At 64.1% G+C, this 13,154-nt stretch carries 13 protein-coding genes and 1 rRNA gene; 8 read left to right on the forward strand and 6 right to left on the reverse strand.

Annotated elements, in window-relative coordinates; genetic code table 11:
• A 5S ribosomal RNA gene (gene rrf / locus CH305_RS16570) occupies positions 1 to 99 on the forward strand; the annotation flags it as partial.
• Between the two features lie 183 nt (positions 100 to 282).
• The gene (locus CH305_RS16575) at positions 283 to 903 is read left to right on the forward strand and encodes a DUF6188 family protein (protein WP_179278314.1); all 621 of its coding nucleotides are present in this window, start codon (positions 283 to 285) and stop codon (positions 901 to 903) included.
• On the opposite strand, the gene CH305_RS16580 is transcribed toward CH305_RS16575, so the two are convergent.
• Positions 882 to 1,631 (reverse strand): YqjF family protein, encoded by a 750-nt coding sequence (locus CH305_RS16580; protein ID WP_256983810.1) that lies wholly within the window; start codon positions 1,629 to 1,631, stop codon positions 882 to 884. The genes CH305_RS16575 and CH305_RS16580 overlap by 22 nt on opposite strands.
• Positions 1,632 to 1,654: 23 nt before the next feature.
• Positions 1,655 to 2,323, reverse strand: a complete 669-nt coding sequence (locus CH305_RS16585; RefSeq protein WP_094704287.1) for an SIMPL domain-containing protein — start codon at positions 2,321 to 2,323, stop codon at positions 1,655 to 1,657.
• A gap of 87 nt (positions 2,324 to 2,410) precedes the next feature.
• Between CH305_RS16585 and CH305_RS16590 the strand changes: the two genes are divergently transcribed.
• A complete protein-coding gene (locus CH305_RS16590; protein WP_094704288.1) occupies positions 2,411 to 3,403 on the forward strand; it encodes an isopenicillin N synthase family oxygenase in 993 nt (330 codons plus the stop codon).
• On the opposite strand, the gene CH305_RS16595 is transcribed toward CH305_RS16590, so the two are convergent.
• Complete coding sequence (locus CH305_RS16595; protein WP_094704405.1) at positions 3,397 to 3,825, reverse strand: DoxX family membrane protein; 429 nt, start codon at positions 3,823 to 3,825, stop codon at positions 3,397 to 3,399. The two genes, CH305_RS16590 and CH305_RS16595, sit on opposite strands and share 7 nt — an antisense overlap.
• A gap of 34 nt (positions 3,826 to 3,859) precedes the next feature.
• Between CH305_RS16595 and CH305_RS16600 the strand changes: the two genes are divergently transcribed.
• Positions 3,860 to 4,927: a DNA polymerase IV gene (locus tag CH305_RS16600; protein WP_094704289.1), complete on the forward strand. Its 1,068-nt coding sequence runs from the start codon at positions 3,860 to 3,862 to the stop codon at positions 4,925 to 4,927.
• On the opposite strand, the gene CH305_RS16605 is transcribed toward CH305_RS16600, so the two are convergent.
• Positions 4,928 to 5,632, reverse strand: a complete 705-nt coding sequence (locus CH305_RS16605) for a tellurium resistance protein (RefSeq protein ID WP_094704290.1) — start codon at positions 5,630 to 5,632, stop codon at positions 4,928 to 4,930.
• 197 nt (positions 5,633 to 5,829) lie between these two features.
• Positions 5,830 to 7,581, reverse strand: coding sequence for a pyruvate dehydrogenase (locus CH305_RS16610; RefSeq protein WP_094704291.1), 1,752 nt, complete (start codon positions 7,579 to 7,581; stop codon positions 5,830 to 5,832).
• A gap of 285 nt (positions 7,582 to 7,866) precedes the next feature.
• On the opposite strand from CH305_RS16610, the gene CH305_RS16615 reads away from it, so the two are divergent.
• The 4 genes from CH305_RS16615 to CH305_RS16630 are packed head-to-tail and all read left to right on the forward strand — an operon-like array spanning position 7,867 to position 12,073.
• The gene (locus CH305_RS16615; protein WP_179278316.1) at positions 7,867 to 8,604 is read left to right on the forward strand and encodes a GntR family transcriptional regulator; all 738 of its coding nucleotides are present in this window, start codon (positions 7,867 to 7,869) and stop codon (positions 8,602 to 8,604) included.
• 35 nt (positions 8,605 to 8,639) lie between these two features.
• Positions 8,640 to 9,641, forward strand: a complete 1,002-nt coding sequence (locus CH305_RS16620; RefSeq protein ID WP_094704293.1) for an ADP-ribosylglycohydrolase family protein — start codon at positions 8,640 to 8,642, stop codon at positions 9,639 to 9,641.
• 30 nt (positions 9,642 to 9,671) lie between these two features.
• Positions 9,672 to 11,138, forward strand: coding sequence for a cytosine permease (locus tag CH305_RS16625; protein WP_032402932.1), 1,467 nt, complete (start codon positions 9,672 to 9,674; stop codon positions 11,136 to 11,138).
• A complete protein-coding gene (locus CH305_RS16630) occupies positions 11,135 to 12,073 on the forward strand; it encodes a PfkB family carbohydrate kinase (RefSeq protein ID WP_037148526.1) in 939 nt (312 codons plus the stop codon). Before CH305_RS16625 ends, CH305_RS16630 begins: the two co-directional genes overlap by 4 nt.
• On the opposite strand, the gene CH305_RS16635 is transcribed toward CH305_RS16630, so the two are convergent.
• Positions 12,029 to 13,099 (reverse strand): LacI family DNA-binding transcriptional regulator, encoded by a 1,071-nt coding sequence (locus CH305_RS16635; RefSeq protein WP_052077595.1) that lies wholly within the window; start codon positions 13,097 to 13,099, stop codon positions 12,029 to 12,031. The genes CH305_RS16630 and CH305_RS16635 overlap by 45 nt on opposite strands.
• Positions 13,100 to 13,154: the final 55 nt, after the last annotated feature.

The raw sequence follows: 13,154 nt of genomic DNA on the forward strand, positions 1-13,154 counted from the left end.
GGGGAAACGCCCGGTCCCATTCCGAACCCGGAAGCTAAGCCCTCCAGCGCCGATGGTACTGCACTCGACAGGGTGTGGGAGAGTAGGACACCGCCGAACACAATTTAACGTAATGCCCCCGACCTCACAGTCGGGGGCATTACGCATTTCGAAACCACCTACAGTCACAACCGAACCCGTGCGCACCGATCGCGACACCGACGACTCTCCAGCCCTCGACTCCCCGGGCGTGCCGTGCTCGGTTGTGTACCGGGACTCGGCTCTGTGGCACAGTCGGAGTCGATGAAACTCGCCGTCGATCAGCACCGTGTCAGCAGAATTCTGCTCGATTTCGATCTGACCATCGAATTCGACGATGGAGCCACCGTTTCCTTCAGCGAAGTGGTGATCGATGACCTCACGGTCGACGAAGACAATCAGTTCGAGGGTTTGCGGGCCTTCGCAGCCTTGCACGGTCTCGTGTGCGAGGACGTCGACTACGACCGATCGGGCGTGCTGCGAATGGCGTTCGCGGGCGGACACTCAGTGGTGGCTCGTCCCCGCGACGAAGTCGAATCCTGGGAGTACTGCGCCGCAGACGGGTCCACCGTCCTGTGCGGACCGGATGGAGCCGTCGAATCGTGGCCGGCCCCCGAGCACCCCAGTACGGATGGGCCGACTGTCGAAGGTCTCCCGTCCATCGGAGCCACTGTGGTCCGGTTGTCGACGGGTGACGAGCCGGCTGTCGAATTCTCGGACGGCACAAAGCTGTTGTTCGACCTTCCGCTCGATTCCGGCTATCTCGTCTTGCGGGAGAGCGTCACGTCGAGCTCGAGCTCCGAAGAAGGCGACGAGGCCCGCGGCGATTGGGTAGTCGAGCTGTCCTCGGGACACGTGATCTTCTATCGGCCGCGAACCGCGTAGGGCTTTCCGAACTGGGTTTCGACTCCCGGTGAATACAGCACCGAGTCCGGCGGTCGTGTGCTGACGCCGGGCAGGCCTGCCGCAGCAACGAGTTCGTCGGAGCAGTGGGTCAGTTCGGCATCGACCAGGTTCCAGTGTCGGTGCACGTTCGGTACGTACAGCAGCCGGCCGGCCAGCGAGGTGTGCAACCCCCAGCGCGCGGTGAGGAACACGGCCAGTGAGTTCTCGGACATATCGCGTGTTCCTCGGACGATTCCGAAATCGGTCGTGGCACCACGATGCGGGGGAGCGAGCCGCTTGCTGCGGTAGCCGATCGTGGTGGTGTCGTCGTCGATGTCGATCGATGCCCATCGATACGGAATGCGGGCGACGTTGGTGCCCAACACGACTGCCAGTCGGGAAGCCTCCAGCGATCTGAACACGACGCCGCGTCGACCCTCTGCGTCGACGGAGTAGAGCCGGACGTTGATCTCCCCGAACGTGCCGAAGTAAGGAACCGGGTGCCGATATCCGAGTCCGGCACCGACCATGTGAAAGCCGATCAGGCCGACCCAGGTCGAACCGTCGAACTCGTCCGGTTCACATCCTTCGGGAAGCAGCGGGGCGACGGCCGAACTCGGGACTTGCCAATGCAAGAAGACCAGCCGTTCCCAGCGCTGATCCATCAGGATCGGACGAGGCAACAGCGGTGGCCGCGGCCAGAGGCGTCGGGCATCGTCTCGATTCATGGTTCGAGCGTATGCGCGCGGCGTCAGGTAGCTGTGAATCGGGCGTGCACGCTCGCAACGATCGTGATCTTCTCGGGTTTGAGCGCGAACCCGGCCGGGGCCGACTTCGCGGCGAACATGCGAGGCGAGGCGTCGGGGCCACCGTGCTCGGCGGTCCCCGGCAGCAGACCTGGATCGGCGATCGCGACGGCGTGCACGCCCGTTCTCCCCAGGCTCGACGCGTAAGCCTCGGCCTTGGCCACCGCGTCCTGAACGGCGAGTTCGCGTACTGCCAGCGTGTGCGAGATCCGGCTCGATTCGGTCAGGTCCCAATCGAAGTGATCGATCGACACACCCTCGAGCGCAGAGGCGGCGTAGACGAAGGCATCGACGAGGTCGAGCTGGCTGAACTGTACTTCCACCGACGCCTCCGCCTGGTAGACGTACGGCAGCTGCTCGCCGTCGTGGTTGAACGGCCGGTTCCGCGAGTGCCGCACCTGATCGACGGACCATCGATCGATGGGGCCACCGTCGCTGCTGTAGAGCGGCTCGACAAGACGCGTCAGCTCGCGGACGAGTTGTTGGGCCGGCTCGGACGCCGACTCCGCCGTTCGTCCGTCGGTACGGACGGTCAGCGACAGCGTGCACTGCTCGGGCGGATAGGTGGCTGCGCCGTGACCGACGACTGTGATGTCGAGTGCTCCATGGCTCATGGCGTCCAGTGTGGCATTCGCGCACGGATATTCACGGAACCTCAACAGTGCTGGCCGACGCGTCAGGTGGGGAGGACAATCGCGAGCATGCTTCCTGTTCTCGATCTTGCTTCGGCCGAAAAGGACCCCTCCGCGTTCGACCGGGCACTACGCGAGGCCGCCCATCGGTCGGGCTTCTTCTACCTTGTCGGGCACGGGATCGAGACCGAGCGAATGCACGACGTGCTGCGTCTGGCACGGGAGTTCTTTGCTGTGTCGGACGATGTCAAAGACGAGATCAGTCAGCTGAAGAGCCCTCATTTCCGCGGCTATTCGCGGGTGGGCGGAGAGCTGACCAACGGCCGAGTGGATTGGCGGGAGCAGATCGACATCGGACCCGAACGGCCGGCACTCGATGGGGCCGAGGGGTACTGGAACCTTCAGGGACCTAATCTGTGGCCGTCACAGCCCCCAGGGTTCAGAGAGACGTTCGAGGACTGGGAACGCACGGTGTCCGGTCTCGGACTTCGTCTCCTACGGCATTGGGCGCAATCCCTCGGAGCCCCCGAGAATGTGTTCGACGAGGCCTTCGCCACCGCGCCCGCAACGCTCATGAAGGTCGTCCGCTATCCGGGCACGCCTGACCACTCGCAGGGCGTCGGCGCACACAAGGATTCCGGAGTGCTGACGCTGCTCCTCGTCGAACCGGATTCGTCCGGACTGCAGGTGGAGACGACTCCCGATACGTGGATCGATGTGCCGCCGTTGGCCGGGGCATTCATCGTCAACATCGGCGAATTGTTGGAAGTGGCGACCGGTGGTTACCTCCGGGCCACGCGGCACCGGGTGGTCGCACCCGGCCCCGGCACCGACCGAGTGTCGGTGCCGCATTTCCTGAGCCCGGCGCTCGATGCCGTCGTACCGGTCATCGAGATGCCTGCCGAATTGGCGCAGCATTCACGGGGAGTCGAGAACGACCCCGACAACCCCATCTACAGCACCTACGGCGAGAACGCATGGAAGTCCCGCACACGAGCACACCCCGACGTGGCGCAGTTGCACCACGGCATCGTTCCTGCCGGGCTGCGGTCCGCCTACTGACTCCGGCTGCGCCCGTGTCGTGACAGTCGATACTTCGCCCATGCCCCGGTGCACCACAGCGCCCACAGGATCAACAATGGCTGGAACAGCAATCGGATTCCTCGTGCCGTGTCGGAGTCGAGGCCGAACGCGTCGGTGTGCGTGACGAACTGTGAAATGTTGCCGGGGAATACCGCGACGAAGAAGGCCGCGACCACCCAGCCGACGAGCGGTGCGCGAGCAGTCCAGAACAGCAGTGCCAGCCCGAGCGCGATCTCGACGACTCCCGATGCCAGCACGACGAAGTCGGTGCTCAGTGGCACCCACCCGGGCACCTGGGCGGCGAAAGTACTGCGCGCCCAGAACAGGTGGCTCAGGCCGGCGAAGACGAGGAACGCCCCGAGTACGACCCGGCCGATGGTGCGAGATATCGATTTCGTCATTGCGTCATGAGACACCACGGGCACACTGGGCACCATGACCGGGAGCACCCCAACCGACCCAGGGCGTCGCCGATGGGTATTGCACGTCGACCTCGACCAGTTCATCGCTGCCGTCGAAGTGCTGCGCAACCCCGATCTGGTAGGCAAAGCCGTGGTGGTCGGCGGTAGGGGAGATCCCACCGAGCGCGGTGTGGTCTCGACGGCGTCGTACGAGGCGAGGGCCAAGGGTGTCGGTTCTGGGATGCCGCTGCGCATTGCAGCGAAGAAGATCCCTGACGCGGTCTTTCTCCCGGTCGACAAACCGGCATACGACGAGGTGTCGGCGATGGTGATGGACACGCTGCGGACGTTGGGTGTCGTAGTCGAGGCGATCGGCTGGGACGAAGCATTTCTCGGTGTCGAGACCGATGACCCGGAGCGCTTCGCCAAGACAGTGCACGACGCGGTGTTCGACGCGACAGGGTTGCATTGCTCGGTCGGCATCGGAGACAACAAGTTACGAGCCAAGATCGCCACCGACTTCGACAAACCGCAGGGCATCTACCGCCTGACACAGAGCAATTGGTTCGAGGTGATGGGTGAGCGTGGTACCGACGCTCTGTGGGGGATCGGCAAGAAGATCTCGAAGAGGCTCACCGCACTGGGCATCTCGACCGTTCGTGAATTGGCCGATGCCGACGATGCGGACCTGGCTGCGGCGTTCGGACCGAAGATCGGCCCCTGGCTCGGTACGAAGGGGCGGGGTATCGATCTCGCGCCGGTCACGTCCGAGCCGTGGGTAGCGCGATCACACAGTCGCGAAGTCACGTTCCAGACCAACGTCGCCGATTGGGCCGTGATTCGGCAAGAGGTCGCGGCTCTGACGTCGAAAGTGTTGGCAGACATCGAAGCCGAGAACCGGCCGGCCGTGCGAGCGGCACTGAAGATCCGCTACGCACCGTTCGAGACGCATACTGTCAGCGCGCCGATCGTCGGTGCGCCGACCTTCGATCCGGAGATTCTGACCTCGGCTGCAGTGGCCCTCGTCGATCGCCTCGACCACAATCGAGAGGTTCGACTGATCGGCGTCCGGCTGGAAATGACTCCGCCGCAACCTCTCTGACTACTTGCGCCCCGCCGCCCAGCGCAGTCCCCAACCGTACTTCTTGTCCAGGTCGGCCTGGCTACCCTGGATGTACTCGACCTCACGGGTGACCGTGATTCCGGCAGACGTGTTCTCCAACAATGCGATCGAGCAGATCCGCGCAGAGTTCTCGGCCGAGTCGAGTCGTACCTCCACCTGAGGTCCGCTGGTGGGGTACAGCGTCACCACTCCGTCGACGGCCGCCCAGTTCGGTGCGCCGTCGTAGATCATCGCGAAGATCAGGATGCGGGCAAACTTCTCGGGGTGGGCGAGATTGATGTGCATGTTCTCGCCGCCGCTGAGCGAGCCGGAACGGTCGTCGCCGTCGAGCGCGATGAACGGCGCATCCTGCAGCGAACCGAAGCTGTTGCCGAGCGCCTGTACGACGCCTTTGGAGCCGTCGCGCAATTCGTAGAGGCACCCGAGGTCGAGATCGACTCCGCCCGAACCGTACGACGCGGCAGCCAGCTTGGCCAGGAAGCCCTTCTTCTTCGGCTGTGCAGCGGGTGCGCCGGTGGACCAGTTCAGGTTGACCCGCATCGAACCCTGCTTCTCGCCGGACTTGGTGAGGCTGATCGTCGGCGACGCCTTGGACAGCGTCACTTTGCTCAGACTGACCGGAGCACCGGCCTGCGGCGCCGAGGATTGCCCGGTCGAGGGCTTGCGGGTGTAGTCGATGGCCATGGTGGTGCCTTCCGAACGGTCGATTCCCGGATCGTGATGTCCGGTTTGGGCGGTCCGTCGAGAATAGCCGCAAACCTGGCGATCGACGCTCGGTGTCGGCCGGACGTCGACCGGTGGATCGAGGCACGTGCGACAGAACTCGGCGCGACGAGCGAGACCTCGCGGGTAACCCGTCGCGCCGATGTCGAGAGGTGTGACTACGGCCGGGGCACGTTGCGCAGATTCGACTTCGCCATCCGAACCGCCTCGCCGACGCCGCCGTTGAGTACGACCTTGCTCATCGCGAGTGCAAACCCCTTGATCTGCTCCCCGGTGATGGTCGGCGGAACGGACAGCGCGAGCGGATCGGTGATCAACTGGACCAGTGCCGGGCCGTCGACCGCAAAAGCAGCTTCGAGCGCGCCGCGGATGTCCTCGGGCTTCTCGACGCGTTGCGCGTGAAGACCCGCTGCGGCGGCGATGCCCGTGTAGTCGACCTGGGGCACGTCCACACCGAAGTCGGGCAGGCCGTCGACGAGCATCTCGGCCTTGACCATGCCCAGCGTCGAATTGTCGAACAATACGATTTTGACGGGCAGCTTGTACATCGCCACGGTCAAGAGTTCGGAGAGCAGCATCGAGAACCCGCCGTCGCCGGAGATCGACACGACCTGGCGGCCCGGATTGGCGAACTGCGCTCCGATGGCGTGTGGCAACGCGTTGGCCATGGATCCGTGCAGCATCGACGCGACGAAAGCTCTTCTGCCGGTTGGGTTGATGTAGCGCGCGGTCCACACGTTGCACATGCCGGTGTCGGTGGTGAACACTGCGTCGTCGGCAGCAAGGTCGTCGAGAACCGATGCGGCGTACTCGGGGTGGATCGGAACGAGCTTCTCGGCGTTGCGGGTGTACGCGCCGACGGTCTTCCCCATCAGGTCGTTGTGCTTGTCGACCCACTTCTCCACGTAGCGGCGGTCGGTCTTGCGAGTGACCAATGGCTGCAACGCATTCAAGGCTGCCCGAACATCACCGTGGATCGGGTACTGCACCGAGGTTCGACGTCCCAGCTTGGTGGGATCGATGTCGATCTGCGCGGTCGTGACGTCCTCGGGAAGGAACTGCTGATACGGAAAGTCGGTGCCGAGCAGGATGAGCAGATCGGCGTCGTGGATCCCGGCATGCGCAGCTCCGTACCCGAGCAGCCCCGTCATGCCGACGTCGTATGGGTTGTCGTACTGGATGAACTCCTTGCCGCGCAACGAATGTCCGACGGGAGCGCCGATGGTGTCGGCGAATGCGACCACCTCGTCATGGGCACCCTTGACGCCGTAACCGGCGAAGATGGCAACTTTCTCGGCGTTGTTGATGGCGTCGGCCAGTGTCTGGATGTCCGCCGCGGGCGGTGTGACGATTGGTGCCGAGGGAATGGCGATGGGGTCCATCGTTCCGGCGGCCGACAGCTCAGCGATATCGCCCGGGAGCGTCAGAACAGACACCCCGCCCCCGGTGATGGCGGCATTGATCGCCGCACGGAACACCCGAGGTGCCTGCTCCGCGGTGGAGATGAACTCGTTGTAGAGCGAGCATTCGCCGAAGAGTCGATCGGGGTGTGTCTCCTGGAAGTAGCCCGAGCCGATCTCACTGCTGGGAATGTGCGACGCGATCGCCAGAACCGGTGCGCCGGAACGGTGTGCGTCGAACAGTCCGTTGATCAGATGCAGGTTGCCCGGGCCACACGAACCCGCACACACGGCCAGCGCGCCGGTGGTTTGCGCGTCGGCGGAAGCAGCGAACGCAGCGGCCTCCTCGTGGCGTACATGAATCCAGTCGATGCCGCCCTTGGCCGATCCGCCGGTGCGACGCACTGCGTCGACCACAGGATTGAGACTGTCGCCGACGATGCCGTAGATGCGTTGTACGCCGGCGTCGACGAGTCCTCGAACGAGCTGATCGGCCACTGTGGTGGGCATGTGCAATTCTCCTCGGATGTAGTGGCGCGTTCGGATCGATGTGCCTCACGTGCGCCAGTTCGACGCCTTCCCTGTGCCGAGGGCGTATCAAACATAGAAGTGCAGAGCGATCGGTACCGCAAGAGGAAAGCCCAGGTAGAGGCCCGGCGCGATCTCCGTCACGTGGCGATATTCCGGCCAGCACCCATCGAAGACTGGGGCTGTCCCGACATGTCGTCCGCTGGAGAGTTCGGCGAAAATGAACAGGCTCTGTACAGGTTCACTTTTGCGATGTACGGTACTGACATGACCGAGCCCGCTATGACCCAGCGCACATCGGAGCGTGCGCGGCACAAGCGTCACCAGGTGCTCGCCTCGCTCAAGAACACCATCGAATCCGGCGACATCCCTTCCGGCTCGTTCCTGCCAGGAGAGAACGAACTCGCCCGCGAGTTCTCGGTCAGCCGCGGAACCATTCGTTCTGCGCTCAGTGCGTTGGAAGATCAGAAGCTGATCGAAAAGCGCAGCGGCATAGGATCGCTCGTCACCTTCGACGGCCATCAGATCGAGACCGCAGACGGTTGGGCTCGGGCGCTGTCGTCTGCCGGTGTCGAGATGCACACTCGCACTCTCCGCATCGAGCGCATCGTGGACCCGGAACTGGCTGCCGAGGCCGGAACTCCGACTCTGAACTTCGTTGCCGTCGATCGAGTGCGACACGTGGTCGATGGGCGTCCGGTGTCGTTGGAGCGCAGCCGTATTCCGGCACTGGGAACGCTTGCGGACCTGCCAGAGAACGGATTGGCGGGGGACTCACTGACGGCAACCTTGAGGTCCGCGGGGCTCGTGGCGGCCAGTGGCGAGCAATGGGTGTCGGTGGTTCCGGTGGACTCGGCCGATGCGGCAGTTCTCGAAGTGCCGGTAGGCACCCCCTACCTGCACAGCATCCGGGTCAGTCGGGACGCATCGGGTCGATTCGTCGAAAAAGTCGTCAGTCTCCTTGCACCCGAGCGCTTTCGACTCCATCTCACCTTCAACTCCTGATCTATCTCATCGCCTCACCGGCAAGGACTGTGTACATGTCTACTTCGCGTGATCGCGCCCTCGGGGCCTTCTACGGACTGGCGCTGGGCGATGCCCTGGGAATGCCGACGCAATCGATGCGCCGGGAGGACATCGTCGAGGATTACGGACAGTTGCGCGGATTCGTCGACGCCGGTCCCCGTCAGCTCATCGCGCACGGTATGTCGGCAGGCTCGATCACCGACGATACCGAGCAAGCGATCATGCTGGCGCAGTTGATCGTCGACGGTGACGGTGTGGTCGATCCCTCGGCTTTCGCCCGCGCCTTGATCGCATGGGAGTCCGAGATGTCCGCGCGCGGATCGCTGGATCTGCTGGGACCGTCCACCAAGCGAGCCGTGGAACGAATACTCGACGGCTCGGACCCGAACGAGGCGGGCAAGTTCGGCAGCACCAACGGTGCGGCCATGCGAATCACACCCGCGGCAATTGCGGCATCGTTGGACGGCGGTATCGTGCCATTCGTCGACGCTATCTACAGTTGCAGCTTCGTCACCCACAACACCTCTCTCGGAATAGCCTCCGCCGCAGCGGTTGCCGGTGCCATCAGCGCCGGGATCGCAGGTGCGGATTTGCATGAGGCGGTCGACATCGGTGTCGCCGCCGCCACCGAGGGGGCCACCCGTGGATATTGGGTCGCCGGCGGAAACATCGCAGCCCGTATTCGTTGGGCAGTCGAGCTGGTCGGTAACTCCGCCGACGTGCACATCACGGACACAGTGGCAGACGTCATCGGCACGTCCGTCGCGTCACAGGAATCAGTGGTAGCGGCCTTCGCTTTGGCCGTTGCGTACGACGACCCGTGGGACGTCGTACTGGCAGCCGCCACCATCGGCGGCGACACCGACACCATCGCAGCGATAGCAGGTGCTGTCCGCGGTGCCGTCGGCGGCCTGGCAGCGTGGCCCGGCGAAGCGATACGAACGGTAACCGACGTGAACAAGCTCGATCTGGAGCCCATCGTCGATCGACTGCTCGCTCTCCGTAACACGAACTGACACAGTTCGACTCACCCTTGGAGCACAACCATGACCTCATCCGCTTCCACGTCTGCATCGGACACGACAGTCGACGTATTGTCGCTGGAAACTCGGGGGATCGAGCCCGTTCCGGACGACGAGCGCAACGGTAACCCGCTGCAGTTGTTCTGGGTGTGGTTCGCCGCGAACATCTCCATCCTCGGTCTACCGCTCGGGGCAACCCTGGTGGTCTTCACCGGTCTGAACATCTGGCAAGCATTGATTGTCGCGCTGGTGGGCGCGGCGGGTTCGTTCGCCATCGTCGGAATCGTGTCGATTGCCGGCAAACGTGGCGGGGCACCCAGTCTCACGTTGTCGCGGGCAACCTTCGGGGTGCGCGGAAACATCGGACCCACTCTGGTCTCACTGATGTCGCGACTCGGCTGGGAAACCGTCAACACCACGACCGCGGCATTTGTGCTGCTGTCGATCTTCACACTGATCTTCGGTGGATCCGGCGTCGCGAAGGATCATGCCGTCGTCACGATCGTCTCCATCGTCGTCTTCATCGTGCTGACACTCGTGGTCAGCGGTCTGGGGCATGCGGCGATCCTCGTCATTCAACGCTGGTCGACGTGGATCTTCGGTGCGCTGAACATCTTCGTCGCGATCTTCCTGATCGCCACCGTCGACTGGACTGCAGTGACCAGTACTCCAGCCGGATCCATCAGCGCGATGGTCATCGGGGTCGGAACCATCGCTGCCGGAACAGGTATCGGCTGGGCGAATGCCGGAGCCGACATGTCGCGATATCAGCGAAAGAGTGTGGGAGCCGGCTCGTTGGTGCTCTCCAGCGCGGCCGGAGCCGGAATTCCTCTCGTTCTGCTGATCGGACTCGGCGCGCTGTTGTCGGCAGGCGACAACAGCCTTGCGTCCGCATCGGATCCGGTTGCGGCAATCCGAGAAATTCTGCCTGCTTGGATGGCGGTTCCGTATCTGATCACCGCATTCGGCGGATTGCTGTTGTCCAACCATCTTTCGGTGTATTCGGCCAGTCTCACGACGTTGACCCTCGGTTTTCGGATCAAGCGGGTCTATGCGGTCGGAGTCGACGTGTTCGTCACGTTCGTCGGCGCCATCTACTTCATGCTGATCTCCGACGGTTTCTACGGCCCGTTCATCACGTTCATCTCGGTTCTCGCGGTTCCGCTCACCGCGTGGCTCGGAGTGTTCATGTCCGACATGATCAAACGAAAGACGTACGACGCGGCATCGATCATGAACGTGGGCAACACCAGTCGCTACTGGTACACCGGCGGAGTCAACTGGTACGCCTTCGCGAGCTGGGCGGCGGGAATCGTGGTGGGCTTCCTGTTCACGGCGATCACGGTGGACGGCGACGTGATCTACACCGGACCGCTGTCCGGCAGCTGGATCGGTGACAACGGACTCGGCTGGGTGGCGTCGTTCGTGATCGCCGCCGGGCTCTATCTCGTCACCGGTGGAGCGCGGCGAACCGAGACGGTTTCTCGGTGACTCCGCGATTGATCCACACCGGTCAAGTGATCGTCGACGTGGTGATGGCCGTACCCGAAGTGCCGGTTCCGGGAGGTGACGTCGTGGCGACGTCACTGAACGAGACCGCGGGCGGTGGGCTCAATGTGATGGTCGCCGCGATCCGTGACGACCTGCCGGTGATCTTCGCCGGCAGATACGGGTCCGGCCACTACGGTTCGATCGTCCGTGAAGCTCTGTCTTCCAGCGGGGCCGTCGTCGTCAATAGCGTTCCGGCTGATCAGGACTCGGGATTCTGCATCGCGCTCGTCGATGCGAACACCGAGCGCACGTTCGTGACCTACCCGGGGGCCGAGGCGGAACTGAGCATCGGAGATCTCGAGGCGGCAGGGGTACGGAGTGCGGACTTGGTGTACGTCACCGGCTACGGGTTGGCGCACGAGAGCAACGCCGCGGCACTGACCGCGTGGCTACCGACGCTTCCCGCGGACGTCACGGTGCTGTTCGATCCGTCCCCATTGATCGCCACGCTGAACCGCGACGTGGTGGACGCCGTTCTCGCCCGTGCCGACATCGTGAGCGTGAATCTACGCGAGGGCATGCTCATGACGGATGAGGTCGACATCGACTCCATCGCGGCCGAATTGGTGACGAGGGTGCGGCCCGATGCGGCGGTGGTACTCCGTACCGGTCCGGACGGTTGTCGAATCGCGGGCGGTGGACGAACATCGCAATCGGTTCCGGGGTTCGAGGTGCAGGCGGTGGACTCGAACGGTGCGGGCGATGCTCACGCGGGGGTGTTGTTGGCGGGACTCTCCCGTGGGCTCGGTCTGTACGACGCGGCGCTGCGGGCCAATGCTGCTGCAGCACTTGCGGTCACCGAGCGAGGACCGGCGACGGCTCCACCTCGGTCACGTACCGACGCGTTGATCCGCGGTCGGCCTCTCGACGGGTGAGAGGCGAGTCCGTCCCGGAACCGTCGAGTCGCGCACGACGAGCGTCGGTGTCAACGCCATCGAGGACACCGGAAGTCCATGGGTGACCGCCAGCAGCATTTCTGCTGCGCGCGTCCCGATTTCGCGGTGTGGGCTGTGAATCGTCGTCAGCGGAACGGTCAACTCGCTGCAGATCGAGATGTCGTTGTAGCCGACGACGGCTACGTCGCGTCCTGGCTGCAGCCCCGACTCACGCAGCACGCCGAGCACTCCGATGGCGCTGAAATCGTTGGTCGCGAAGATGGCCGTCGGGGGAGTCGGCAGCGCCAGAAGGGCGCTCGCCCCGCGCCTTCCGGCATCGGGATCGAACCCCTCTTCCCGAACGTACTCGTCCGGGACGTCGATGCCCGCGTCGTGCAGAGCTGCGCGGCAGCCATCGAGCCGGTCGATTCCAGTGCTGGCCCAGGCCGGACCCGACACGATGCCCACGCGAGTGTGGCCGAGTCGGGCGAGGTGTTCGCCGGCCAGATAGCCGCCGCGATGGTCGTCGCACGTCACCGACGCCATCCCGGGGTATCGGCGGCTGATGAGGACGAATTTGATCCCCCGACGATCGAGGTTCTCGAGGTTCTCACTGTCGAGGCGGGCGTCTCCGAAGATCAGTCCGTCGACGTTGCGGCCGAGGAGAAGGTCTATTCGTCGCCGCTGCTGCACCGGATCGTCGTGGGTGTTCGCGACGAACGTCTCGTAGCCTGCCCGGTTGGCCGTTTCCTCGATGGCGTCGTACATCGCGGAGAGAACCACATCCGTCAGTCGTGGCACCAGGACGCCGAAGGCGGTGGATTTCTTCGTGGTCAGACTCGCCGCGTTGGGATTGGGCACGTAGTCCATCTCGCGGGCCAGCTCGAACAGTCGCAGATCTCCGGCACTGGCGCCGGCCGGGTCGAGCGCGACGCGGCGCAGCGCTCGGGAGACGGTCGAGACATGCACTCCCGCAGCAGCCGCGACCGTTTTGAGCGTGACGCTCCCCGAACTGGTGCTGTCCACTGGCGGTTCCCCTCGATCATCCGTCGGACCTGCCCCGACCCCTGCTGGCACCTAA

It is taken from the genome of Rhodococcus sp. 15-649-2-2, assembly GCF_002258645.1.
GTDB lineage: Bacteria > Actinomycetota > Actinomycetes > Mycobacteriales > Mycobacteriaceae > Rhodococcoides.